This window comes from Xenorhabdus stockiae, assembly GCF_002632825.1.
Lineage (GTDB): Bacteria > Pseudomonadota > Gammaproteobacteria > Enterobacterales > Enterobacteriaceae > Xenorhabdus > Xenorhabdus stockiae.
The window spans coordinates 16958-43905 of record NZ_NJAJ01000020.1 but is presented as its reverse complement, the minus strand read 5'-3'; the positions used below and the strand labels follow the sequence as shown (position 1 = coordinate 43905).

The 26948-nt window shown below is 51.2% G+C and carries 18 protein-coding genes, 1 tRNA gene and 1 pseudogene; 6 read left to right on the top strand and 14 right to left on the bottom strand.

Features of this window, described 5'->3' with window-relative positions; all coding sequences use genetic code 11:
- Positions 1 to 210 precede the first annotated feature (210 nt).
- The 5 genes from aspA (at position 211) to Xsto_RS11680 (ending at position 5916) form a co-directional block, all read left to right on the top strand.
- On the top strand, positions 211 to 1635 hold the full coding sequence (gene aspA, locus Xsto_RS11700) for an aspartate ammonia-lyase (RefSeq protein WP_099108866.1): 1425 nt from the start codon (positions 211 to 213) through the stop codon (positions 1633 to 1635).
- Positions 1636 to 1775: 140 nt separating this feature from the next.
- Entirely contained in the window at positions 1776 to 3077 is a 1302-nt protein-coding gene (locus tag Xsto_RS11695; RefSeq protein WP_099125166.1) for an anaerobic C4-dicarboxylate transporter, read from the top strand.
- Between the two features lie 228 nt (positions 3078 to 3305).
- The gene (locus Xsto_RS11690) at positions 3306 to 5114 is read left to right on the top strand and encodes a protein-disulfide reductase DsbD (protein ID WP_099125165.1); all 1809 of its coding nucleotides are present in this window, start codon (positions 3306 to 3308) and stop codon (positions 5112 to 5114) included.
- Between the two features lie 24 nt (positions 5115 to 5138).
- The gene (dicD, locus tag Xsto_RS11685) at positions 5139 to 5711 is read left to right on the top strand and encodes a division control transcriptional repressor DicD (protein WP_099125164.1); all 573 of its coding nucleotides are present in this window, start codon (positions 5139 to 5141) and stop codon (positions 5709 to 5711) included.
- Positions 5712 to 5840: 129 nt separating this feature from the next.
- Positions 5841 to 5916 (top strand) — tRNA-Phe (locus Xsto_RS11680).
- A 352-nt stretch (positions 5917 to 6268) separates the two neighbouring features.
- Here the strand turns inward: Xsto_RS11680 and Xsto_RS11675 are convergent.
- From Xsto_RS11675 to Xsto_RS22175, 11 genes are all read right to left on the bottom strand, one after another.
- Positions 6269 to 7276, bottom strand: a complete 1008-nt coding sequence (locus Xsto_RS11675; protein ID WP_099125163.1) for a tyrosine-type recombinase/integrase — start codon at positions 7274 to 7276, stop codon at positions 6269 to 6271.
- 207 nt (positions 7277 to 7483) lie between these two features.
- Positions 7484 to 8371 carry a TraI domain-containing protein gene (locus tag Xsto_RS11670; RefSeq protein ID WP_099125192.1) on the bottom strand — a complete coding sequence of 296 codons (888 nt, stop codon included), beginning with the start codon at positions 8369 to 8371 and terminating at the stop codon, positions 7484 to 7486.
- Between the two features lie 168 nt (positions 8372 to 8539).
- Positions 8540 to 9223 (bottom strand): N-6 DNA methylase, encoded by a 684-nt coding sequence (locus tag Xsto_RS11665; RefSeq protein WP_099125162.1) that lies wholly within the window; start codon positions 9221 to 9223, stop codon positions 8540 to 8542.
- A 108-nt stretch (positions 9224 to 9331) separates the two neighbouring features.
- Complete coding sequence (locus Xsto_RS11660) at positions 9332 to 10255, bottom strand: DUF1281 domain-containing protein (protein ID WP_099125161.1); 924 nt, start codon at positions 10253 to 10255, stop codon at positions 9332 to 9334.
- Positions 10256 to 10346: 91 nt separating this feature from the next.
- On the bottom strand, positions 10347 to 10640 hold the full coding sequence (locus Xsto_RS11655; RefSeq protein ID WP_099125160.1) for a TA system toxin CbtA family protein: 294 nt from the start codon (positions 10638 to 10640) through the stop codon (positions 10347 to 10349).
- A gap of 15 nt (positions 10641 to 10655) precedes the next feature.
- On the bottom strand, positions 10656 to 11066 hold the full coding sequence (locus Xsto_RS11650; RefSeq protein ID WP_244590387.1) for a hypothetical protein: 411 nt from the start codon (positions 11064 to 11066) through the stop codon (positions 10656 to 10658).
- The gene (locus Xsto_RS22180; RefSeq protein WP_244590386.1) at positions 11059 to 11226 is read right to left on the bottom strand and encodes a hypothetical protein; all 168 of its coding nucleotides are present in this window, start codon (positions 11224 to 11226) and stop codon (positions 11059 to 11061) included. The genes Xsto_RS11650 and Xsto_RS22180 overlap by 8 nt, the downstream gene beginning before the upstream one ends.
- A 93-nt stretch (positions 11227 to 11319) precedes the next feature.
- The gene (locus Xsto_RS11645; RefSeq protein WP_244590385.1) at positions 11320 to 11733 is read right to left on the bottom strand and encodes an antirestriction protein; all 414 of its coding nucleotides are present in this window, start codon (positions 11731 to 11733) and stop codon (positions 11320 to 11322) included.
- Between the two features lie 37 nt (positions 11734 to 11770).
- Positions 11771 to 12217, bottom strand: a complete 447-nt coding sequence (locus Xsto_RS11640; RefSeq protein WP_099125157.1) for an antirestriction protein — start codon at positions 12215 to 12217, stop codon at positions 11771 to 11773.
- A 591-nt stretch (positions 12218 to 12808) separates the two neighbouring features.
- Positions 12809 to 13168 (bottom strand): hypothetical protein, encoded by a 360-nt coding sequence (locus Xsto_RS11630; protein WP_099119852.1) that lies wholly within the window; start codon positions 13166 to 13168, stop codon positions 12809 to 12811.
- Positions 13165 to 13650, bottom strand: coding sequence for a hypothetical protein (locus Xsto_RS22175; protein WP_244590384.1), 486 nt, complete (start codon positions 13648 to 13650; stop codon positions 13165 to 13167). Before Xsto_RS22175 ends, Xsto_RS11630 begins: the two co-directional genes overlap by 4 nt.
- Before the next feature lie 194 nt (positions 13651 to 13844).
- Here Xsto_RS22175 and Xsto_RS22860 point away from each other — a divergent pair.
- Positions 13845 to 13928: pseudogene (locus Xsto_RS22860) on the top strand (SymE family type I addiction module toxin); the annotation flags it as partial.
- A 52-nt stretch (positions 13929 to 13980) separates the two neighbouring features.
- On the opposite strand, the gene Xsto_RS11615 reads toward Xsto_RS22860, so the two are convergent.
- Genes Xsto_RS11615 through Xsto_RS11605 form a run of 3 tightly spaced genes read right to left on the bottom strand, consistent with a single transcriptional unit; the run spans position 13981 to position 26938 of the window.
- The gene (locus Xsto_RS11615) at positions 13981 to 14328 is read right to left on the bottom strand and encodes an immunity 8 family protein (protein WP_075489515.1); all 348 of its coding nucleotides are present in this window, start codon (positions 14326 to 14328) and stop codon (positions 13981 to 13983) included.
- A gap of 14 nt (positions 14329 to 14342) precedes the next feature.
- Positions 14343 to 26390, bottom strand: coding sequence for a hemagglutinin repeat-containing protein (locus tag Xsto_RS11610; protein ID WP_099125154.1), 12048 nt, complete (start codon positions 26388 to 26390; stop codon positions 14343 to 14345).
- Positions 26387 to 26938 (bottom strand): toxin-activating lysine-acyltransferase, encoded by a 552-nt coding sequence (locus Xsto_RS11605; protein WP_099125153.1) that lies wholly within the window; start codon positions 26936 to 26938, stop codon positions 26387 to 26389. The genes Xsto_RS11610 and Xsto_RS11605 overlap by 4 nt, the downstream gene beginning before the upstream one ends.
- Positions 26939 to 26948 lie beyond the last annotated feature (10 nt).

Sequence of the window (26948 nt, the reverse complement as noted above, 5' to 3'; positions counted from 1 at the left end):
GTAACCGTGACCTCAATCACACATATGTCATTTCATTAGTAAAATCGTACTATAAAGTGATCCAGGTTCAAGGCATTTCTGACAAATCCACATATGATCGCGCCTGCAATTTTGTGGTAATCACCTAATATCACAGCGATTGCTGTCGGCAACATTATCTCAACAAACATATAACAAACAGTAAAACGTATCCAATTTAAGAAGGTTCTCATGTCAAACAACATTCGTATCGAAGAAGACCTGTTAGGTAAACGTGAAGTCCCTGCTGAAGCCTATTACGGTATTCACACTCTACGTGCGATTGAAAACTTCTATATTAGTGACCGCTCCATCAACGATGTCCCTGAATTCATTCGCGGCATGGTCATGGTGAAAAAAGCGGCAGCACTGGCAAACAAAGAACTCCATACCATTCCCGGCAAAGTTGCAGATATCATTGTCAAAGCGTGTGATGAACTGCTCAACACAGGCAAATGTATGGATCAGTTCCCTGTTGATGTTTTTCAGGGTGGCGCAGGTACCTCGCTGAACATGAATACGAATGAGGTGCTGGCAAATATCGGTCTTGAATTGATGGGGCATCAGAAAGGTGAATATGAGTACCTGAACCCCAATGATCATCTGAACAGAAGCCAGTCAACTAACGATGCCTATCCTACCGGTTTCCGTATTGCTGTTTACAACGCAATCATGCAGTTGGTTGATTCAATCGAATTATTAAAAGCGGGCTTCGACAAAAAAGGGATTGAGTTCGACGATATCCTGAAAATGGGTCGTACTCAATTACAGGATGCGGTACCAATGACTCTGGGTCAGGAATTCCGTGCTTTTTCCATGTTATTAAAAGAAGAAATTAAAAATATCACTCGTACCGCAGAGCTGCTGCTGGAAGTGAACCTTGGGGCAACCGCTATCGGTACTGGTCTGAACACAGCACCTGGCTATCAGAAACTGGCTGTAGAAAAGCTGGCAGAAGTGACCGGCTTGCCTTGTGTACCTGCAGAAGATTTGATTGAAGCGACTTCTGACTGTGGTGCTTATGTTATGGTTCATAGCGCCCTGAAACGTCTGGCTGTTAAGATGTCTAAAATCTGTAACGACCTGCGTCTGCTCTCTTCCGGCCCACGTGCTGGTCTGAACGAAATCAACCTGCCAGAATTGCAGGCAGGTTCTTCCATCATGCCAGCCAAAGTAAACCCTGTTGTTCCAGAAGTTGTTAATCAGGTTTGCTTTAAAGTTATCGGTAACGATACCTGTATCACTATGGCAGCAGAAGCTGGTCAGTTGCAGCTGAACGTTATGGAGCCGGCTATTGGTCAGGCTATGTTTGAATCTATTACTATCCTGAGCAACGCTTGCCGTAATTTGGTTGAGAAATGCGTTAACGGTATTACTGCCAACAAAGAAGTCTGTGAAAGCTTTGTCTTTAACTCTATTGGTATCGTGACCTACCTGAACCCATTCATCGGTCACCATAATGGCGATATCGTAGGTAAAATCTGTGCAGAAACAGGTAAAAGCGTCCGGGAAGTTGTTTTGGAGCGTGGTCTGCTGACAGAAGCGGAACTAGATGATATTTTCTCTGTTGAGAACCTAAAAAATCCGACTTACAAAGCAAAACGTTTTGATGACTAATTAAATGATTATAATAACGAGTTCGTCTTAATTTTTAAGGCACGCTATTCCAACCAGAAGCGTGCCTTTTTAATTGGCAGCAAACACAAATTATTAACCATAGATTTTCATAAAACTAAATAAATGAAGGAGTATGTAACATGTTAGCCGTAGAATTGGTTATTGTTCTGCTGGCCATTTTTCTGGGGGCAAGATTAGGGGGAATCGGAATTGGCTTTGCGGGTGGAATTGGCGTTTTAATCCTCGCCATTCTAGGTGTAAAACCAGGCAGTATTCCATTTGATGTTATCTCAATTATTATGGCTGTGATTGCTGCAATATCAGCAATGCAAATAGCGGGTGGGTTAGATTACCTCGTCCAGCAAACTGAAAGATTACTGCGTAAGAACCCAAAATACATCACAATCCTCGCACCTATAGTCACTTACTTTCTGACTCTATTCGCAGGTACAGGGAACATCTCACTGGCAACACTGCCTGTTATTGCCGAAGTTGCTAAAGAACAGGGCATCAAACCGTGTCGTCCACTTTCGACTGCTGTAGTCTCCGCTCAAATCGGGATCACCGCCTCCCCTATCTCTGCGGCAGTGGTTTATATGGCTTCGGTTATGGAAGGGCAAGGTATCAGCTATATTCATTTGCTGATGATACTGCTGCCATCCACATTTTGTGCCATCGTGTTAATGTCATTCATCATTTCATGGCTTTTCGATTCCAAGTTGGCAAATGATCCTATCTATCAGAAACGTCTGGCTGACGGCCTGATAGAGATGCGCGGTGCGTCTCAGATTGAAATCAAACCGAAGGCAAAGCTCTCTGTTCTGTTATTTTTGCTGGGTGTTATCGGCGTCGTTATCTATGCGGTTATCAATAGCCCGAGTGTCGGGTTAGTTGAAAAACCCCTGATGAATACCACCAACGCGATTCTGATTATTATGCTGAGTGTTGCAACGCTCACCACGATTATTTGTTCCGTCAATACAGATGCTATTCTGAATTCGAGTACTTTTAAGGCTGGCATGAGTGCCTGTATTTGTATTCTGGGAGTGGCCTGGTTAGGTGATACTTTTGTTCAGGCGAATCTCGACTGGATTAAAGAAACTGCCGGTAACCTGATTCATTCTCGCCCTTGGTTACTCGCGGTTATTTTCTTCTTCTGCTCAGCCTTATTGTATTCACAGGCAGCAACTGCGAAAGCATTAATGCCAATGGCATTAGCGCTGCATGTCACACCACTGACTGCAATTGCCTCTTTCTCTGCTGTTTCCGGGCTGTTCATTCTGCCAACTTACCCAACTTTAGTTGCCGCAGTACAGATGGATGATACCGGCACAACCCGTATCGGACGTTTTGTTTTTAATCATCCGTTCTTTATTCCGGGTACGATTGCTGTTGGGTTGGCAGTCACATTCGGCTTTCTGTTCGGTGGTATGATTCTGTAGGCTTCAGGCTTTATGTTTGATTTTCAGGGGGGATTAAAACCCCCTGAAATATTTTCTTTCTTTTATCTTCTATTTTCTTCTCTGAAAAAAACACCTCTTTGCATTAATATTAATCAATCAGCTTTTTGTCTCAGATTCCATCGGTTATAGTGCTCGTTTTAGTCGTAGTGCCGATTCTGGTAAATTTCACCCATTGACTCCCTATAACTGGCAGGTAAAAAAGTATCTATGATGAAACGTATTCTCATATTGTTTCTACTGTTCGGTGCAATCAGTGCGTTCCCTCTTAAATCCAGTGCGCTGTTTGAGCAACCCGGACAATTGGGGCAGAATCGGTATCTTCCCGCTGAACAGGCATTTATGTTTGATTTTCAGCAAAAAGGGGAACAATTGACACTAAGTTGGGATATTAAGCCCGGTTATTACCTCTATAGAAAACAGTTCATCATCACACCCGATCAGCAAACTTCTTTAGGCCATATCGATTTTTCCAAAGCAACAGCTCATGAAGATGAGTTTTTTGGCAAAACTGAGGTTTATTTTCAGTCAGCACACATCAATATTCCTATCCTTGGTGCGACAAATGACTCAACACTTCAGGTAACCTATCAGGGCTGTGCGGAAGCAGGATATTGTTATCCTCCAGAAACAATCAGCGTGCCACTATACGCCGTAAGCGCACCCATAAAACCATTAACAGATGAAACACCAAAACAGTCAGAATCTAAATCTTCTGAGATAAAAGCATCCCAAAGTGAATCACAGCCGCAGGAAAAAACGTTACTCAAAACGGATCAAATGCCATTTTCGCCCTTATGGGCATTATTGATTGGTATAGGTATCGCATTTACTCCATGCATCCTGCCAATGTATCCGTTAATTTCCGCTATTATTCTGGGACAGAAACGCCCTGAGAGCCTGAAACGTATCTTCTGGTTGGCAATGAGCTATGTGCAGGGAATGGCCATCACTTATACAGCCTTAGGATTAATTGTCGCCGCAGCAGGTTTACAGTTTCAGGCCGCACTACAAAGCCCTTATATTCTGATAGGGCTTTCCGTCCTGTTTATTCTATTGGCACTATCCATGTTCGGAGTGTACTCACTCCAGCTCCCTTCTTCCGTTCAGACCCGTTTGGTGAACTGGAGTAACCAGCAAAAAAGTGGTTCCTATTTTGGTGTATTCGTCATGGGGATGTTGGCGGGCCTGATTGCATCTCCCTGCACAACCGCCCCGCTCAGCGCCATTTTACTGTACATCGCCCAAAGTGGTAACGCTGTGCTCGGTGGTCTGACACTTTATCTGTATGCACTGGGAATGGGTTTACCACTTATAGCCGTGACTTTATTCGGCCACAAATTCTTACCCCGCAGTGGCCCGTGGATGCAATACGTGAAAGAAGCATTCGGCTTTATTATCCTCGCACTGCCAATATTTTTGCTGGAAAGAGTTCTGGGAGATGTATGGGGAATAAGGTTATGGAGCATATTAGCGGTTGCCTTCTGTGGCTGGGCTTTTTCATTGACGCTAAACCACAAAAACGGTTGGTTACGTACCCTACAGCTCATCTTACTGGCACTGGCTTTAATCGCCTCACGCCCTTTACAGGACTGGGTATGGGGAAATCCTGTTACAGAACAACAACAAGCATCTTTAGCATTCCAACAAATCAGTGACTGGCAGGAGTTGAGTCAGATTCTGGCTGAAAATCGCCATAAACCGATCATGCTGGATCTCTATGCAGAATGGTGTGTCGCCTGTAAGGAATTTGAAAAATATACGTTCCGTGACCCACAGGTACAAAAGCAACTAAGTCACTTTCTCATATTGCAGGCCAACGTTACAGAGAATGGCCCTGACCAGAAAGAATTGCTGAAAAAACTGGAAGTGCTGGGGCTTCCCACTATCTTATTTTTTGACACCCAAGGCCAGGAAATACCCGACTCGCGAGTCAACGGATTTATGGATGCAGAACGTTTTAATCGCCATTTACAGCATTTATACCCAATAGCTTCAGAACAGATAAAAGATCAATAAAAAACATTTAAAAGGAGAGCAACAGTGCAGCGTGAATACGTACTTAATCATGTACTCAATTTACTTGAGCAACAGGGTCTGTCAGTAACACTGGAGGCACTTTTGGCTCCCCTGAACATTGATATCGACCAAATAAAACATTTCTGGCCAGACCGCGAAGCCCTACTTTATGACTGCCTGCGTTTCCACAGCCAGCAAATAGAAGCCTGGCAACGCCATATTCTGCTGGATGAAACATTATCCTCGGAACAAAAGCTATTAGCTCGTTACGATACTCTCAAAGAAAAAGTACAGGAAAATCGCTGTCCCGGTTGCCTATTTATTGCAGCCTGTAGTGCTTTTCCTGATACCGACCACCCTATCCATCAATTAGCTGCATTACAAAAACAAAGCTCATTCCAATATTCGAATGGGCTACTACAGCAAATTGGCATTGAAAATAGTGAACAAGTTGCCAAACAGATGGAACTTATCCTTGAAGGATGCCTTAGCAAGCTATTAGTGAAAAAAGATATTGAAGATGTGGTAACCGCAAAACTGCTGGCTCAGGATATTCTGACCATAGCTAATTGCCGAAAAGAGGGTGCTTTAAGTTAAAAAAAGCTAGCAAAGCTGAATAATTGCGCTTAATTAGTATAAAAATTCCGCCAACGACCATTTTTCATGTTTTTTTCTAAAAAAGTCGTTGACGGATTGGAGTGAATACTGTTTAATGCGTCCCCGTTAGCCCGGATAGCTCAGTCGGTAGAGCAGGGGATTGAAAATCCCCGTGTCGGTGGTTCGATTCCGCCTCCGGGCACCACGATTTTAAAGCTAATTTGTTGAATACTATCAGGTAATTAACAAATAAGTTAAAATTTAGGGCTGTTAAGAAGATGTTAAACAATTGATCGCTTAGTTTGTACGTTCAATGTTTAAAAAAGCCATAAATTAAAGAATACAGAGTGCCTGCATTTGCAAGCACTCTTTTTTCGTTCAAGGTAATGATTTCAGTAATTGATTCTGATGTCAAGTAAGGGAAAGACTTTACGGGACAGGGGATCGCAAATAGCCATTTTTTCGTACCATCCCTGTTGATGCAGGGCAGTGACTCACACCTCCACCTCCTCGATCCTGTCTGAGACCTGCCCTGTCTTTTTTACTGCCGGTTATCCTTACACCGCAATATCCAGGTAGATTGCCAGTTCATTCTCCAGCGTTTTACCTGCGATTTCCATATCGATATCAATATATTCCAGTGTGGTTGCCAGACTGCGGTGCCCCAGCAAACACCTGACCAGCTGCAAATTACGATCCGGTGCTTTCATCAGCTCAGTGGCCAGTGTATGACGAAAACGGTGAGGGGAAACGGCAAAACCACACTCTTTCGACAACCGGTTGAAGAACGAACGGATATGCTGCCTTTCTTTATCGTGATCATACCGGTAACGGCTCATCCGTCCATGAGCGTGCAAATCCAGACGACTTAAATCAAACAGCGGATCATCGTCTTTCGCCCCGCAGGCTTTTGCCTGTTCAACCAGTTTCGCCAGGCGGGGTTTAAGCTGCCGGATCATCGGTATCCGCCATTCACTGTGGTTTTTACTCCCTTCGACCCGCAGAACAATATAATTGCTGTCCAGATTGATATCCCGTAGCCGCAGGTGCAATAGCTGATTCTGGCGCATCCCCGTTAACCGGAACGTATCCAGTACCGTCAGCCAATATCCGGTCGGGTACAACGCACAACGCCCTCCCCGGGGAGTCACCTGCCTGCGCTCCTCTTCCTCATACTGTCCCATCAGCAGATAGAGGCGGGTTATCTGGGATTTACTCAGAATTTTCTTTGTCTTCTTCTCTTTTTTCACTGCCGCCTCGTTAAACGGGTTTTCAGTGAGCGGCAGCAGTTTTCTTTCCATCACGAAATTAAAAATCGCCCGCAGGTGGGCTACCTTATTGTTCCAGGTGTAGCTCGACTGTTTTTTCTCGGTCAGAAGATAGCGTCGCCACCGCAGTACATCACGGTGAGTCACCTGTTCCGGCAACACCGTATCGCCCATAAACCCGATAAAAACCCGGGTCACCTTGCGATAACTCCACTCCGTAGCCGGTCGCAGCATATGCGAGAAAAAGTATTCTTCCAGTAATTCATCCCAACCCATTTTTTCCTCATTATTGAACATGATGGTTTCCTTCGTGTGTCAAGTTGTGTCCCGGTACAGCCACGTCCTGTTAATAAACTAAAAATTAATTAACACGTTGAATTATTTTATTTTTCATATAATGACCTTTTGTACATTGCTGAAACAAGGCATTCTGACGCTGATACGGGGCGTTTGAACAATTTCAAATCGTTATTGTTATCATTTGTATTATTTCCCACCCAAAGTTCACTCCGCTGTCTGAAACAGTGACAGTAATGTCCGGGTATCATCACGGGTGTCGGACGCAGGGACGGTTATCGGTGTGACAAACGGAGTCATCGGATCGGGCGATGCCTGAGTGGTATCCGCCCTCGCTTCAGCAGATTCAACCGACTTCAGCAATGGCGATTTCACCTGCTCAGCCGCTGACTGAAGCAGTAAATCCATCAACGGAACAGAAGAAGGTGACCCGCCAAGATGCAACATCAGACATTGCCACGCACCGGGCACTAAAGACAGCCAGGTGACCGCTTCCTCCGGTAACAAACGGGCAGCCAGCAGCGTTTTATGAGAAACAGGCAGCTCAGACAGTGAGGCATGAAACCGGAAGCGGAAACGGCGTGCTGGCACCCACAACCCCGGCAGCCAGGGGTGTCCATCATCCAGTTCACCTTCCAGTTGCCGCAACAGCGGCAGGTGGTAAAACAACGCGGCCCAGAATACCACTGCCTGCCACAACAAGCTCTGTGCGGCCTGTGTTTCCGGTGCCACGCCGGGTGGCAGCATGTGTCCTTTCGCCAGCCGCACGGCACAGGCAGTAAATTGCAGTGTCAAATCTATAAACCCACCACGAAAAGACCAGACGCCTTCCTGTGTGGCAGGAATATGCTGCACACGGGCGCATAATTGCCGGAGCGGATCCAGATAAAACTGCTGATACAACCCGGCGGGCAGCGCACTGTTTTCCCACAGTTGCCGGAGAGCCTGACCACGTTCTGAGGTTGCCAGCAGCGCTTCCGCTGACTGTGGCTGAAAATACCCCCGGTTGTCGCGAAGAGTTTCCGCTTGTTGTCCGGATGATTTTGATGGTGTCACAGACGGGCGGGCAAAATGGGATTTAAAACGTTCCAACATGGGCTTTTCCTCTTTGGCTTCAAATTTAGCCCAGTGTCGGTCAATCCCACGCTGAAACAAGGCGAAACTCTTTTTGCGAAAATGAAAATTGTTTGTATGACTTACCCTTAAACGTAAAAAAGCGCCCCGAAAGGCGCAGTAGTGAAACAAAGAAGATGCAAACAGAAATCAGGCCGCGTGTTCATAGGCCTGCAAACGCTGCGACCAGTTGCCCAGATAATGAGCCGGTGTGTAGCGTGTCCGTTGGCTGCCGGGATCCTTCAGCACATCACCAATCGTGACCGCTGCCGGAATACCGGTCAGGGAAAGCTGGATATAGGCCATCACCGCTGCCAGCGGGTCAATATCAATCGCAGACACCCACATACTGGACAACGGATCATGTCCCTGCTCTCTTAATACCTCCGCGGCGGCCAGCATCATACAGGCCGCACCACAGCAAGGTTCGTGGAAGGTGACAAAGGGTCGGGTCTGCAACAAGTCAGACACCTCATGCAATTGCAATTGTGCCATGACTCTGGCCACACTCCAGGGCGTAAAGAACTGCTGAAGTTCCTTATTGCCCAGCTCCAGTTGCATAAACACGCTGCCGAGAAAATCACCGGGTGCTTCCGACAATGCCAGCACGGTCATCGAAAAAAGTTCCACAATCCGGTCAATATCTTCCCGTTCGTATTTGTTGATGGTTTTCAGATAGAACTGCTCGAGTTCCTCACTGAAACAGTATTTATTGTGAATGGCCGCCATCGCACAGTTGCAAAAATCCTGAAAAACCCGATAACGATTACGGTAACGGGCGGTTTGTTTAAACAGCGAAATAAAGTCTTTCTGGTAGTCAGGGCGAGAGGCCATAGCATGTTTTCCTGATAAGACTCAAAAAGGAAAACACGCCCCGAAAGGAGAATGTGTTTCCCCTTTCGGTTGAAGTAAAGATAAATTGATGCTGCGTTGAACAAAGAGTTACTGGCCGACGGCCATCGCCGGTAATACCAGTGCCGTTTCGGGCTTATCGCCGTTAACCAGATACAGGGCCGGACGGTTTTCGTGTCCTGCCTGCCCGTTATGACTGTCCACATGCTCGCCCTGGTCATAGCAGTCATAGCCTTTGAGGTTGCCTGACGGTTCGCTGTACCAGTGGCGGATTTCACAGTCAAACACTGATGACAATCCGCCCATCAGTTCCGCCGAAGGCGGTACCCATGGAGTGTCAAAACGCACGGTTAAGCTGCTGACATGGCGCCTTTCCCAGCGGACATGATGACCGAACGGCCATTCCAGCCCATAGTGCTCATCGTAGAACTGCACCGTGGAGGCCATCCCTTTCAGTAAACCACTGTTGCCGTTAATTTCCGTGGCCAATCGGGTCGGTCGTATCATCAGCATATCGCAGGGCTGAGCCGAGGTCGGATAAACCGACAGCTTCTCCCAGCACACGCCGATATCAAGGTTGTCCGACCAGCTCACCACGCCGAACCAGTCAGTGTACTGACGGGTCAGCAGGTGGGTGATAATGTCACGCGCTGACGCCGGCACAGTCTCCCAGCGCAGCAGGCTTAAGCCCGACTGACGGTAGATACTGTCAATCCGCTTCATGTTTTCTGTGGTTAGCAGCACATTGTCCTGCAACAACGCCAGCCACTGTTCAAACGCCAGATTCTGCGCGGTCGGCGCTGCCGTACCCCGCACCAGTTCCGGATACGGTGTGTAAGTGAGGGGTTTGGTGGATTTCAGTATCCCCGCACAGCCCGCCAGAAACAGCCGCAGGCTCTGCAATACCGCCTGACGGTAACGGGGAAATTCTTCCCCACAAACCCATTGCTGCATCACATCGAGACAAACGGATTTGCCGGTGACGTCCAGTTGATTAGTGACCCATTCTGCCATGGTTAAGTTCCTTTGATTTTTAAGTTTAAAAACCGGAGAAACTGTTCCCCCACGGGAGTCAGTTTCCCCGATGGGTGATTGAAGAAAAGTGTCAGTTGAAATCCCGTCTGAAGATACCGGCAACCTGACTGTCGAAAATGACCGTCAGTTCATCATGCCCCCCCGGATACGGTGTATCGGGCGTCATTGCCGAGGCGTCCAGTCGGGTTAAATCGTATTTATCCACCCGTTCATTGATCGCATCAGACGGCCGGATGCCACTGGCGATAAGTTCGGTTACCGTTTCGGTTTCACACAATGCCGTGTCATTCAGGCTCAGACCAAAATGACGTTTCAGCAACGCGGCGGCAATCATCTGCCAGACGGTTAAACGTAAAGGCTCCAGAGTGATACCTCACGTTCAGATACTGACTGTGGTACTGTGCCGGAGAATGTCCCGGACTTCATGATGGTGCTGATAATCGGGCGACACCACATGCAGCGACAGCAAATTCGCCTCCTGCCACAAGACACGCGCCGCCCCGGCATTCTGCCAGCTCAGCTCAAAGGTGGCTGACTGACACAATCGCTGTTGTTTCTGCACCAGTGATAAACGTTCTGATGTCACGGTGACCGGCTGTGCCCAGACAATCTCGTCATAAAAGCGGCCACCGAGCACCTTGTTATCTTTGGCATCATAAATCATCACCGTGAGTGGAAAAAAAGCCCGCCGGCACTGAGCTGAGGGCATTTCCGGTACCGGCCAGTCACCCAAAAGATGGATCACTTTCAGCCGCTGTACCGCTTCGGTGACCGAGTCGGTCTCACACACGGTCAGCGTTTCCTCCCGCAGCGATTGGGGCCGTTGGGGATGCTGTATCAGGCCAGTGACCTGGACGGTAAAAATAGCTTCCTGCGACGCCGGTGTCGTGCTCTCCGGCGCAGGTAAAAAAATCGGGTTCATGGTGTGGCTCTCCTTGATTTGACGTCAATAAAAGACAACACCCACCCAATACGGGAAGGTGTTGTCGGCTCCCCGGTCAGGCGCTAAAGAAAAGGGTTAACAATCTCATAGGTTGATAACGTCAGTGGTGATTATTATTGTTATGGATAAGTGACGAACTGATGATGTCCTCTTTGGGCTGCATCGCCAGTACCGCCCGTAGCAGCCCGGTTTCCGGGTGGTGCAGCGCGTATTCGCGTAGTTCGCAGAACCGGAACGCATCGGCATTCGGTTCATCCAACTCAGCAATACGGGCAAACACAATCGCGGTGACAGCCAGACCAAACGCATCCGCAGATAACGTGGCCGTCAGTGTCGTTTCCGGCAGATAAACCGAATAGGTTTTTGCCGCGGTGGGGATCATATACGTCAGGGAATCAGACACGTTCCGGCTGCGCCACTGCTCAGGACGATATTCACCGCACAACTGTGAGGCGGTATTCGCCAGCAGGAATCCCAGAAACAACCGTTCCAGTGGCGTTTTGTCGGGAAACACGACCGACAGGGCCAGGCTGTCCAGCAGCATCAGTTCATTATCCGGCATCACGTTCTCCCTTTAAACCCAGGGCCGCTCGGATACACTGAGCCTGAGGATGTTGCCGCGCATATTCACGCAGGGCGCAAAACCGCTCAGCATATCCGTCCAGCTTCATCAGGTCAGTCAGGTAACCCAATACACTCAGGGTCACCATCAGCCCAAAGGCATCGGCGGAGACTTCACCTTTAAAGTCCGTCGTACTCACGTTGACCACCGACGTATCCAACAGTACCGGCACAATATAGGCGATACGGTCTGACACCTTCCGGTACTGCCATCGGTCACACCGGTCATCGTCACACAGCCCGGCAGCCGCTTTAATGAACGTGTGCTCCAGCAACATCAGTTCCAGTGAACCGGTGTGCGGAAAAATTTCAGCAAAAGGGGAGAGTTCAGCCGGGAACACAGTGTGCACCGTGGCCGGGGGTGTATTTTGTTGCATGGTATTCTCCTGATAAAAACAACGGAGAACACCTGACCCAATGGGAAATGTGTTCCCCGTTGGGTGACTGGCCGGTTGGCCATCATGGATGAGATTAAGAGACCTTCATCGCCATCAGACTGACGATATCTGCTTCCAAAGGGGCGCAGATGTACCACACCGTGGTGTACTCCCTTGCAGGCTACGGGAGTGTTGCTGTCGCTGCCCGAAGGTGATCCTCACAAGCGACCGGATCATGGATAAGTCTGGCTACGCTAATCAACAGAAATCATCCGGTCAATGGGTAATTCATTTCCCGGGACAAAAAATAATGTCAGGAGCACGACGGAGTTTTTGGGGCGTCAGGGAGAGGGTCATGACTCCAATAGTTAGATTGACATATGCTCTATGGCTTTCAAAAGATAGCAAACTGCAAATGAATTAGTGAATTACGAACTAATGTTCCTCTTCAAAAAAATACGCATCTAACCATTGGAAGCACGCCCCCCTTTTTCGGCAACGGGAGAACGCTGACCAGCTTGTCTGGACGGCTGGTTGAAAAAAACTGACGGCTAAAAGTAAGATCCCAGCGCTTGGGCTGGGATCTTTTACTTACTCTTTGTTATAGCACTCAGGCAGTTTGTAACCTTCTGGTATTTTTGACCATTCGCCTGTCCGAAGTAATGACTCAGCATCTTCTACAATAGCATCAAAGAAACTCGTTAAACTCATTGCATGAGTTCGTAATATTAACAATGCCGATTGCATCGCTAACTCATCCCCTTTTTTTCTGGCTTGTGACAATATAACCACTTGTGATTTAAAAAGTTGCAAATACCTTTCAAAATTCTGCTCAAGTGATTCTTTATAATCGATAAATAAATTATCGTAATCCACAGGTTCCGTGGATTTTTCGTCAAATAGGGAGATGAAGTTTTCCTTCATATCATCCAAAAATTCATCATGCGTCATTTCAATCTCCGGCCTTCTTTTAGAGCAGCTTCTGTTTTTGATTGGTTATATGAACCATCAAGATTTAACACCACCTTGGCTTTTCCTCTGCTATCAAAAACCTCCAAGTAATTTTTATGGTCACCATCTAAATAAAATTTATCGCCTTTTTTGATATATTCACTAACCTTACCTGAGGCCTGATACACACTTTGGCCTTGATAAATTTGGTTGGTTTTCTGCGAATTTTTCTTAGTTTCGCTACCAAAGCCTGCTTGTCCAAAGAACTCCCCCATATTTCCAACAGCCCCCTGATTAGGTTGATAAGGCTGTTTACCTTTCGCCGCCAGATAGGCTAAGTCATCAATACTAGGCTGTTCAGGTACTGGCGTTATTAATATATTACCGCCAGTATTGGGTTTACCTGCATTATTCCCTGTATGAGTGGCCCCAGTATTAATTTGACCATCATTGTTACCCGTGTGATTCGGTCCCGTATTCACCTGACCACTGTTATTATCGGTATGATGAGGCTAGGTCTCAGGTCGGGTCGTGCTGCCAATAGTTAGATGCGTATTTTTTTGAAGAGGAACATTAGTTCGTAATTCACTAATTCATTTGCAGTTTGTCATCTCTTGAAAGCCATAGAACATATATTAATCTAACTATTGGAGTCATGACCTAACTATGGCTAGCTGCGTTGGGTTTTACCACAGGGAAGCCGATCACTATTACCAGCGAAGCCGGGCAGTTAATCATTCAACTGGCTGAGAATGACTGACAGCTAAAGGAAGAGTCCAGTTCTTTAGCTGGACTCCTTGGATAACAGCAGGTTAAGGTTGATAATCCTCATATTCCCAGGCAAAGACACGGGAAAGCTTTTGGGCTATCTCCATCCAGTCATTACCTTCACACTGTTCAATATAATCCGTGATGATCTTTTTAATTTCATCCAAATTATACTCACGTACCAGAAGCGTATGACGTATCAATTCCGGTTGCCAATGATGATTACACAGCCATTCAGGTGTACAGATAAAAAGATCAAAATATTCACTCCCACTTTCCAACTCTGGCCCGATTAATAGGGATAAGGTTATATTAATAGTTCCGTCATCTTCACCGGAGTACATGACGGGATCTTTATGCATACAATCTATGCCTTTTAGTACTGCTTTCACTAATGCATCCTCTTTTAATCCAGAATATTTAAATGACCGTTTCCAGTCTTATTTATTTTTCCTTTAGAATCAATTGAATATGTCTCAAAATTGGCTTGCACACCAGTAGTAGCATGGGCACTATTAGGTTTCTCTGATGGTGGTCTATAACCTCTTGTACCATCCGCACTAACCCAGCCATTTCCAGTAGTCTTCTTGGCTCCATCTCCTACCCAGATTTTGCCTAATCTATCCGCTTCTGCTCGAGTTCCTGCCCCAATGCCATAATTGAGCTTACCATTATCACCTTTAACTACAGCTGCCAACCTTGGATCTTGCGAAGCAATATGACTCAGGTTTCGTTGCACTAAGTCTTCTTTTAACTTCGGATAAGTTGCCGCATTTTCCGCGCCACTTGTGTTTTTCCCTGCTGACTCAGGCTGAGCACCTTTGCCGGCATTATTTTGCGATGATTTTGGTGACGACTTCGGCCCTTTGGCTCCCTCTATCACAATAGGCAGTGTCATCGCCATTGCAGCGGCAGTTTCCTGACTCATGCCCATTGCTTCAAAGCGTTTTGTCCAGCCGAGTTCGCCTACCTTGCCTGTAGCCGCCTGACCTAACGTATTCACCGCCGACAGGTAATTCCTGAACTCAACCGGCAATGTGCCGTCCCGGTCCATATTTTTGAGGGTACGCTCAAACACCGGCCACTGATCAACCAGATAACCATACTTCTGCGCACACTGGGTCGGGTTGCTGTTGCAAAAGTCCATCATTTCCTGCTGATTACGGACATTGGTCTCCACCATATCCTTGATCACCTGTTTACAACTGTTCCCTTCACAGGTGCGGGCTTTATGCGCAAAATTGTCCAGCTCATTGACGCTCAGATAGTTATTCTCAATCGCATTCTTCGCCGTCTGCGCCCCATCAATCCCACCTGCCGTGGAGTTCGTGGCCAGTCCTGCTGCGATCCCGCCGGCTAAGGTAGACAGGTTACTGATTTTTTCCTTTTCATCCGGGGTCAGTTCATTGAATTTCTTGCCCGGATACAGGGCATGGGCGATTGCCGATGCCGCCAGTTCACCACCGACCGCCCCTGTCGCGCCCGCTATGGCTGAACCGCTTTTCATTTCAGCAATAACACCGCCCAGTATCGCGTGCGCCAATAGGTTGGTGGCTTTCTGCTCCGGCGTGAGTTTTTCATACCCAGTGTTGCCGTAGGTCGCGGCTTTCACCGCATTGGCCAGATACGGTGCGGCCCCGCCGGCCATCGCCGCCTTGATATCGCCCCCCGCCAGTCCCTGAAGGACCGAGACAACTGCCGAAACCGCCTGACGGCGATTACCGCCAATATCGGCCCCCTGTTTCTGGAGAGCCTCATTGTAAGCCAGTTGATAGGTCCGGTCTGCCAGTGCCTCAGCGGTGACGGGCACGTTTTCCTGCTCCAGTTGTTTTCTGGCCTGTGCTTTCCAGTGTTGCTGGTTTTGCGGGTTTTTCAAGTCAGCGGTGGCTTTTTGAGTGGCTGCAATGGCTTCCTGAGTATTGTAAATATCCAGCACCTGTGTGCCGATATTGGCGATGGCCTGCGCCTGTGCCAGCCGTTGCTGCTCTTTCTCCTTATCGAAAATGGGGGCGAGACTGTTGGCCGCGTTTTCCGGGTCACGGCGGAGACTGTTCACATCCTGGTGCTGTTTTCCGCTGTCACGGACAATCAGCGTGCCTTCACTCACCGCCGCCTGCGTGGTGGACGTTTTGCTGCCCTGATTGCCGGTGCCGGAAAGCATATTCGAGGCCATGTTCGACACCAACTGGTTGCCGACGGCCCCGCCTGTGCTCATCCCGGTACTTTGCTGTTCGGTCTTAAATGCTGCTTTATTCTGAATATCCCCAAAGCCCAGTGTGCCCGTTTCCAGCCGGTTCTTATCTTTGCCGGCCGTGCTGGCCATCACAGCCCCGTCCAACTGGGTATGGTTCCCCACCTGAATATCAAACCCGCCCTGCCCGGCAAAAATCCCAGTCTGCTCTTTGACGGATTGATAGTGGCTGTCCATTTTTTCCCGGCTGGCGTTGGCACTGGCAGACCCTGTCATCGAACCGTAGGTGAAGCTCGCCCCGGCACTGACGTTCTGCTGTTTGCTGTGGTAGTTGTCCCTATCCTGTTCACTCGCCAGATGCAGGTTACGGCCCACATTGGCCGTGACTTTATTGCCGCTCACCTGCGCCCCTTTCAGCAAGGCATCCTGTCCGGCATTCAGGGCTACCTGATTGCCCGCTGTGAACTGGGTTTCCGTATGGGTGAGCGTATCCCCGGTTTCATGTCCTTTACCGGTATTGACCCCAGCCGAGAATTTCAGGCCGGTGCCACCCTGCCCGGCGGTGAGGCCAAGCCCGATATTGCCGCCTTTACTGCTGTTCTGCCCCCGGAGCGTCTGGGTATTTTCCGCTGAGGTCAGGGCGATGTCCCGGTTCGCTGTCAGGGTGATATCCTGCCCGGCGTTCAGGGTGCTGCCCTGCACCTGAATATCCCCGCTGGCGCGGGGTTTTTCTGTTTCGCCGGTGGCCGTGATACGGATATCCTGCCCGGCATTCAGGGTACTGCCCTGTGCCACCGTCTGTGCTCGCCGGGTTTCCGATTTCGACGACTGGCTGCCCAGCGACAGTTGTACCCCGACCACATCGGTGGGTTTCTCTGCCTTGCCGCCTGCCTGATTGATTGCCTCTGCTTTGGCAGACTGCGCTTCGCTCAACTGCCACGCCTGAAGCGCCTGAGCCCCGGATAAGGTGGCTTGGGTGTTTTTCAGCGCCTGTAGCCGGCGGTCCTGATTATTCTTGCTGTCCCGCGCCTCCTGGGCCGTTTGGACGGCGGTATTCAAGGCGCTGCCCACCGTGCCGCCGAGTGAGACAGTCAAGCCGCTTTGCTGCTGTTCCGTTTGACTGACCGCCGTATGGCGGTTCTGCACGGCAGTCATGGCCACGTCCTGACCCTGAACAAACAGGTTTTTCCCCGCCACGATGTCACTACCCTGTATCGTGGCCTGATTTTTGGCACTCAGAACCACATTACCGTCACTGCTGCCAACGGTACTGCCCTTGTGTAACAGATCTTCACGGGCACTGGACTGTTTCATTGACTGGCTGCCGATCATAAAACCAATTCCCCCCGTGCCCATCAGACCGGATTTTTTCTCTTCCTGACGGGACAGTTCACGGTTATGCTCCTGTGCGGTTGTGACGGTCAAATGGCGGTCAGCCCTGATGTCCACATCCTGTGTTCCGATCACATGACTGCCGCCAATCAGGACATCCTGACCGGCCTGCATGGTCACTGACTCCCCGCTCAATTGGCTACTCAGGGCCTGCTGGCGATCAAACTGGTGTTGCGTAGTGGTTGTGCCGGAAGCCAGCCAGCTGTTGCTGCCTTTTACTTTCAGATATTCATCGTGACGCTGCTGTTGCTCACCCGCCAGTAAACGGATATCCCGGCCGGCGTTGGCGTGTAAGCGATCACCGGCGGTGACCTCCCCGGCTTTCAGCGACATATCTCGGCCAGCCCGCAGTTCAACCTGTCCTGCGCCGTGGATCACGGTGCCGACATCCTGTGATGCATGTCGGGTAATACGGTTATTGCCGCTGAAAATCACCTGCTCATCCTGTGTGGTTTTCACGGCCCCCAGTTCGATATTCCGGTCCGCGTTCATCTGTATCTGGCTGTTCTTATGCTGTGCCGTCAGTTGCGCCGCCGTCAGTTTCACATCTTGTCCGGCCTGAAGGCGCAGTTTGCCATCCGCCCCTTCCACATAAATCCCGGCCTGATGATTGACATAAGTGTCGCCATACCGGCTGCTCCCGGCCCGTTGTTCACCCGAATGGGTCGTACTGGCAATATCAATATTGCGGTTAGCCTGTATACGGAGGTCATTGGCGGTCACCACTCCGCCGCGCTGGATCACATCCGTACGGGCCTGCAATGACACTTTATCGCCTTGCAGAGACCCGCCCTGATGACGGATAGTGTCAGCCAGCACATGGAGTTGCTGCCCGGTCACGTTTCCCTGATTGAGCCAATTACCGCTGAGCTGCATATTCACCTGCTGACCGCTCATTAATGCCCCGCTACCATCCAGCTGGCTGCCCTGAGTACGCACATAAACCTGCGGGGCTAACACCATTTGCTGACTGCCGTCCGGTAATCTCACCGAGGTTTTCACCAGCCACACCATGTTTTCCGTTAACCGGGCCATTTGGCTTGCGCTGAGAGCCACACCGGGAGTCAGATTAAACGCCTTCTGGGCACGGATACCGGCATTCATCAACGCCTTAAACTGCTCTTCATCGTTCTGATACCCCGACAGGTAACGCTGCCCCGTCAAATTGATGATTTGATCCCGGATCAGGCGTTGTTCATAAAAACCATCGCCCAGTCGCTTGTGCATATTATTGTGATCCCAGCGCAGACTGTTCTGCATATAGTCCGTGCCCAGCCAGCGTTTGTATTGCGTGAACCGGGGATCGGTTTCAATCAGTACCTGTGCCTCCGGAACCGGAGGCGGTGTCAGTGAATGACGGCTTGAAGGCGGAGCCAGAGGCAGTTCAGGCTGTTGACTACCTGATGACGGCGTCCGGGTTAGTGGCGTAAGCGATGACAAATCCAGTGCTAACACCGGTTGTGTATCATCTGTCGGCGCGGTTCGAGTCAGGGTTGAAGACTGACCGTCGGATGATAGATTCAGTTTAAACAGGCTGTTGTTCGGCAAGCGGTAATCCGGCGTTTCCGTGCGTACCCGCCACGGTTTTTCGCCGGCGGAAGCCGGCTGCTGGCTCACCACATCCAGTTGCTGGCCCGGCCGTTGAACGATCTCCGGCGTTTTGGCTTCTCCGCTGACAAAGAACGCCTCAATCTGGCGCTGATCGGCCGGGGCCATCTGCGTAGTGCGTCCCTGATAGTGCCCGGGTGACTGCCCGTTCATCGCTATTTGCCCTTGATTGGCGTCGAGGGTACTGGTTTTTAACTGAATATCCTGTACCTGTGAACGCTGATACGGCTGGGCCTCCCACCCCTGCTTATCGCGGCCCTTTTTCCTGATACGCCAGAACGATTCGACCTGTCCCTGATCGGTGATATGCCGCTGACCCGGCGTTTGGGTATTTTCCACTTCACCGCCGGTGACAGTCAGTGCGCCTCCGGCCACAATCTGGCTGTGGTGATTTTTCAGGCGGGGTTGTCCATTCGGTATTTTTGCGGTTTCAAGGGTTAAATTTTTGCCGGCCAGAATTTTCGCCGGATCGGTGGCAGTAACCCGCGATTCCTGTACCGTGCGGGTATAGCTGAGCGTCTGGAACACATCATTATCGGTAGAGCAATGCTCACCGTTGAAACACAGCAGCGCCACTTCCTCACGTCCGATATACATCGGATAATCTTTGGGGTTATAGCGATTGCCACGCATCTGATAGATCACTTCCGGGGTTTGCGACACCAGCGCCAATTCGGTTTCCTGGTGATCATTCACGTTGTTGATCGTGTTCATCGCTAAGCGCATATTCCCGGCGGACTCGATACTGGCACTGAGATTGTTTAACAGCCGACCTTGCCCTGTTGGACGTTGCTGGTTATCCAGCCCACCGCCCACGGCCAGCTCACCGTCACTGTAAATCAGACTGTGTGTCTGGTTGTTCAGGGTCTCCACCCCGATATCCAGCCGCTGACGGGCCGCAATAACGGCCGATTGGCTGTTGGCAACGAGGTTTTCATAACGGGTTGCCGGTTTTTTCCCGGTGTTTTTTTGGTTTCTCCATTTTTCCAGCGCATCGACGATCCCGGCCGCCGGCAAGTTATTCAGCGTCTTGGCCTCAATGGCCACCTGATCCCCGTAAATGCGCCCGGAGGCCTGATTGGTCAGGGTATCGGCTTTCAGGATAGTTTTCGTGCCGTCCATCAAACCAGCGTTGTACAAATTCCCCTTGACGAGCCATTGGTGGTGATTGGCTAAAATCTCCCCGGGGGCGTGGTTGGTGAGCTTCGCCGCCCGACCATGCAAGGTATCCGCACTGATCAGGCTGTGGTTAACCACGTCGCCCTGTGTATCTAATTGCAGACGCCCATTGGCAATGGTTTCGCCGGTGTGGATAAAGCCGTTCTGCACGTTTAACGTGATATCCCCCAGTGAATGCAGTTTGCCGTCGCCGGTGGCCGATACCCCACTGATCGACAACGTCTGACCCGCCCGGATGTCTCCTCCGGTATTGGTCAGAGCCAGCCTATCACCCCGGGCGCTCAGGTGCTGATGGGCCTGTAACTGCCCTCTGGTGTTATCCAGAGAATGCGTCAGTGTCAGTGTCGCATTACGCAGCGCCGTAAGTTGCCCCTGACGGTTGTTCAGCCCGCGTCCCGTGAGCGTGACATGCTGGCCGTCAATTCCTTTGTCGGCCCGACGGGTATTGGCATTCTCTATTCTGGCCGCGTTCAGGCGAATATCCCCACCACTGCGTATCAATCCGTCGGTGTTATCAATCTGCTCTGTGGCAGTGGCGTTTAAATGACGCAGGGCCAGTAGATGTCCCTGCGTATTGCGCAGCGTTTGGGCATCAATATCCAGCGTTTGTTCACTCAGCACTTTACCGCCGTGCCGGTTATCCAGTTGCGTGGCACCTAACCGGACGGCAGATTTTCCGTGCAGCATCCCGCCATGATTCGTCAGATCACCACTCCTGACCGTTAGTGTCTGTTGGCTGTCCAATACCCCATCCGTATTATTCAGTCCCTTTCCGCCGGTATCGACCGACAGGGCCTCATCGGCCTGAATACGACCGGACGAGTTATTCAGCGCCAGACTGTGCAGATCCAGCGCCTTTTTCGCCGCCAGCTGGCCTTGTGAGTTATTGACCTGACCGGCCTTGATGTTCAGGCTGTCTGCCGACACGATCACACCCTGCAAATTATCCAACGTGTCGGTTTCCAGCGTCATGGCCTGTTTACTGGTGATACCGTGCTGGCTGCCGCTCTGGCGATTAATGAGTGACTGAGTGTTCAGGGCCAGCGTACCGCCGCTTTGCAGCAGGCCCTGCTCATTATTCAGTGCCGTTGCAGTGAGCGAGGTGGCTTTTCCGCCCAGTATCTGCCCGTCCTGATTAGTAACATAGTTTCCTGTCACGCTCAGGCGATCGTGGCTGCCGATATAACCGGACTGGTTATGGATGTCACCGGTTGTCAGTAGCATCTCGCCCCTGCGGCTGATGAGGCCCGATGCTTGCCCGCTGTCACGGTTATCCAGCGTGTGACCGTGTGTATTGAGACGCAGATGCTGGCCGCTTTGTATCAGGCCATGACGATTCAACACCTCCCCCGTGCTTAAAACCAGATCGTGCTCGGCCACCACCCGGCCCGACTGATTATTCAGCCGCTGTTGTGCCGTCTCAATATCGACTGTGCCGCCCTGGATCTGCCCTTTTTCATTATTAATTCCCTGTGTTTTCAGGCGCAGTATGTGTTGGCCGACAATCCGGCCAGACTGGTTGTCCAACTGAGATGTAGTCAGTTGGATCCCGCCGGCTGATGACGTGATATGTCCCTGCTGATTGTCGATGGACTGGCCCGACAGGTGGATATCGTGGGAAGCCAGCAACTGTCCTGTCTGATTGTTCAGGTGGTTTGCCACCGTCACATCCAGCTGGCCGTCTTCAGCCGCGATGATATAACCAGGTTGGTACGTCAGCGCCTGATTTTCCAGCCCGCTGCCCGGTGAACCTTGTTTCTGGCGGCTCAGTTGATTGTCGGTCAGTGTGCTGTTATTCAGGCTATCCGCACGGAGTGCCACCGACCCGTTGGCGGCAATCCGGCCGCTGGCATTATCCAGCCCCTGCTTCACGTTCAATGACAGTAAGGCATTACCGTGCTGCGTCATCTCCCCCAGACGGTGATCCAGTGACTGAATGTCAGCGGTGATGTGTCGGGCTGAGGTCTGACTTTGCGCCAGCGCGTAATCCCCGCCGGTCAGCGTCAGTTTTCCCCCGGAAAGCAGGCGACTGGCGCGCCCCTGAAACTGTGGTGTCTCAATGGACAACTCGCCAGCACCAGCATGGTGCAATGTGCCTTTTTCACTGGCAATAGTTTGACTTTTCAGGACCAGATCCTGCCCGTTGGCGGTAATCACCCCATCGGTATTGTCAATGCCGTCCTGATGATCCAGTACCAGCGAAGCGTCGCCGGTTTGGGTGATTTTCCCCCGCGTATTTTTTAATTGTCGGCTGTTCAGCACCAGTGTGTCTGCGCTCAGTTCGCCCCGCTGATTGTCAATCAATTCGGGGGCCGTGAGCGTCAGGTTGTGTTGCGCACTGAGTGTGGCCGCCTGTAAGTTCAGTCGCTTTGCTGAGGTCAATTGCAAGTGTTTTGCCCCTGCCTGACTGCCCGACATGTCGATATCATGAGCAGTGATGGCCAAATCATTGTGCGCCAGATGCTGGCCGTGTAATGATGCCGCATCGTGGGCACTGATTGTCAGGTGTCCCGGTCGGGTCAGTTTACCTTCATCATCAACCCCTGCGGCCAGTGTACTGCCCGTTTGGCTCATAAAGGTGATACTTTGGCTGGTCAGATGACGACCAGCCAGCATGTGTCCCTGATTATTGACCTGCTCACGGGTGGTGATGGTGATATCCCGGCCTGCGGCGATATTGCCCTGATTTGTCAGACTGCCCTGATTCTGGAAGGTGGCATCCTTGGACACGGCGATCTTTCCGGGGTTACTCAGATTCCCGTCACTGCGGATCGTCAGCGAGGTGGCCTGTACCAGCCCCTGATTGAGCCAGTCTCCCTGTGTGGTGAAAGTCGCCTCTTCTGAAGCCGCCATGATCCCCTGATTGGTAAGTTTGCCGCGACTATTGAGAGCCAGATTACCCGGCTGGGTCAGTTTGTCATCGTTATCGAGCCCGGCGGCCAGTATCCCTTTTTCGCCGTTATCCAGCGCGGTACTGTGAACTGTCAGGTGCCGACCTGCCTGCATTTTCCCCTGATTACCGAGTTGATCCCGGATAGTCACCGCGAGGTTTTGGCCGGCCCTGATATCGCCCTGATTGTGTAAGCTGTTGTTGTTTAGGAGGTCAACTTCCTCTGACGCCGTTAATATCCCATCATTATTTATGGCTCCCTCAGTCTGGATATTCAGCGTGCCCGACTGGGTCAGTGTGCCTGTTTTATCGACCCCCGCCGCCAATGCGCCGGCTACCTGATTGTCAAAGGTGCTACCGTGGACAGCCAGATGCCGGCCGGCCAACATTTTGCCCGCATTGACAACCTGGCCGGGCGTACGGAGGGTCATATCCCGGTCAGCGGTGATCTCCCCCTGATTGTCCGCCTCTGTCTGGCTCTGAAGGTCGATATCCTCAGACGCGGTTATCAGCCCCTGATTAGTGACCCGGCCTCGGCTGTCCATGGTCAGCTGGCTGGCTTTATTGACACCCGCCCGCAGTACCCCGTGCTGCTGATTGTCAACCCCGGCACTTTGGATCGTCAGCCGATGCCCTGCCCGCAGTTTGCCCTGATTGGTGAGTTGATCACGGGCGGTGAGGGCCATGTCTTCTCCGGCCGTGATGTCGCCCTGATTCGCTAACCGTCCCTGATTGGTCAGACTGACCGCTTTTTTCGCGTTTATCACGCCGTGATTAGTCAGGTGCCCGTCACTGCTCACCGTCAGCGCGGTGGCCTGCACCTGCCCCTGATTGAGCCAGTCTCCCTGCGTTGTGAAGGTGGCTGCCCCTGATGCCGCTATCACGCCTTTGTTGATGAGCGGACCGAGACTGTTGAGAGTCAGCTGTCCCGACTGAGTCTGCGGGCCGTTTTTATCCATGCCAGCGGCCAGTACCCCTTTTTTGCCGTTATCCAGTGTGGCACTGTGGACCGTCAGGTGCCGGTCTGCCCGCATTTTTCCCTGATTACTGAACTGATCACGGATCTTCACTGAGAGGTCACGCCCGGCTGTCATCTCACCCTGATTGTGTAAAGTGTTGTGGTTTTGCAGGGTAATACCCTCTGCTGCCGTTACGAGCCCCTGATTGTTAATCGCTCCCTCAGTCTGGATATTCAGTGTACCCGGCTGAGTCAGTTTGCCTGCTGTATCGACCCCCGCAGCCAATGCGCCGGCTACCTGATTGTCAAAGGTGCTACCGTGGACAGCCAGATGCCGGCCGGCCAACATTTTGCCCGCATTGGTAACCTGCCCGGGCGTACGGAGGGTCATATCCCGGTCAGCGGTGATCTCCCCCTGATTGTCCGCCTCCGTCTGGCTCTTGAGGTCGATATCCTCAGACGCGGTTATCCGCCCCTGATTAGTGACCCGGCCTCGGCTGTCCATGGTCAGCTGGCTGGCTTTATTGACGCCCGCCCGCAGTACCCCGCTCTTCTGATTGTCAACTCCGGCACTTTGGATCGTCAGCCGATGCCCTGCCCGCAGTTTGCCCTGATTGGTGAGTGAGTCACGGGCGGTGAGGGTCATGCCTTCTCCGGCCGTGATGTCGCCCTGATTCGCTAACTGCCCCTGATTGGTCAGACTGACCGCTTTTTTCGCATGTATCACGCCGTGATTAGTCAGGTGTCCGTCACTGCGGACAGTCAGTGATTTAGCCTGTACCTGTCCCTGATTGAGCCAGTCTCCCTGCGTTGTGAAAGTCGCGTCTTCTGAAGCGGCCATTACGCCTTTGTTAGTGAGTCGGCCGTGACTGTCTATAGTTAATTTTCCCGGCTGTGCCAGTCGGCCGTCTTTATGCACGCCAGCCATCAGGACGCTTTTTTCTCCGCTATCAAAGGCGGTACTTTGGATAGCCAGATGACGGCCTGACAGTATTTTGCCCTGATTATCGAGCTGATCACGCGCCTGAACCGTCATATCCTGTCCGGCATTTATCTCACCCTGATTCGCTAACCGGCCCTGATTGGTCAGACTGATGCTTTTTTCGGCACCCATCACACCGCTGTTGGTCAGGTGCCCGTCACTGTGGATCGCCAGATCGTGGGCTTGAACTTTACCCTGATTGACAAAATTGCCCTGATTGCGGAGCGTGACTGCGGTAGCGGCAGTGATTGAACCGGTGTTAGTGAGTTTGCCGTTGCTGTCCAGTACCAGCTCCCCGGCCTGTGCGCCCAAATGCCCGGCATTACGCACCCCAACCCCTTGTTCAGTGCCCACCAGTTTGATTTTGTTCGCGTACATCCCGCCAATCGCTGACACATCCAGACTGAATTCAGGTTTTTCCTGTGCTGGGCTACCTCGTGTCTGGACCACATTCCCCTGAGCATCCACCCGATTTTTCCCGGTTGTCACGGTTAAGTGCTGGGCGTGCAGTTTGGCATTCATATCTACAGCCCTGGCGATCAGGCGGGTATGATCACTTTGGGTATCATTCAGCCCTTTCCCGTCCACCGTAATCCGGCCGTTATTCACCTCAAAGCCTTTCAGGCGGCCATTCTCCAGCACGGTCTGCCCGGCGGCCAGCGTTGTTTGCTGGGCATTGATAAAACCACAGCCTCGGCAGGTGATCCCGGCGGGGTTCGCAATGATCACATCCGCGCGTTTACCGGCCACTTCGACGAATCCATTCAGTTGGCTGGGATCACGACTGTTCACTTCATTGAGAATGATCTTCGCTTCCCCCTGAGCCAGCCACGGGTTACCGGTAATATGTCCCGCCAGATCTGTCTTGGTATTCACAGCACTGTTATTGAGAATGGCTCCCTTTTGTTCTACATCGAACTGACGGTATTGGTTACGGGAGACCCCATCCGGGTTGGGGGTCTGAATATTGACCTGCGGCACGCCGTTAGCCGATGAAATCACGGTAGGCTGCTCTTTTCCGGGCGCATGAGGGTCGGCCACAATGTTCGCATAGCCCGGCTGGCTGACCAGCCCCAAGGCCAGTGACACACTCAGGATCAACGGCAGCAGGGAAACCCGGCGGGATGAAGGCGAAGTCTGCGCCGGGTTTTCTTCCCGCACCTTTCCGGCGGTATGGCTGTTGGCCAGTTCGGAAACCACCATTAACATTTGTCGGGTTTTACTGAAAATCACGCGATAACAAAGTTTGTTCATAGTGTGAAACCTCTTTCAGGTAAGTCCCGTACAAGGGGATATTTCTGCCACCACTGAGCCGCCTGTTGGCGGCTGACCCCGCGTCCTCTGAACCGGAGCACCTGTGGGCCATGCTGATCCCCTTTGTGGTACAGGGCACGACAGCAATGGTTGAGCAGAACCTCACGCTGCATTAGCGCCGCCATTTCACGGCTGTGCCCCAACGGGGCCAGCCAGTCTAGGATCCAGAACCGGTCACCGTTGCACAGGGGCAAGGCCCGGCCATCGTCACCGTAGCCGGCATAGTCCAGTGTCAGATACCGTAATTCAGTCTGGGCATTAAACAGGGCAAAACTGAGGTAGAAAATGGGCCGGGCTTGGTGATACACCAGAATATATTGTTCGGTGGTGAGAAAAGGTAAGACCTGCGTCTCCAGCTCTCCCACATAGGCTGACCGCTGTTCGGCAGATTGCATCCACAGGAGCGCCACGGCCCCGAACATTTCGATAGCGTTGGCGGGCTCCCCTAACATCAGCGGAGCATAAACATCATAATCACCAATCCGCATCCTGTTTCCC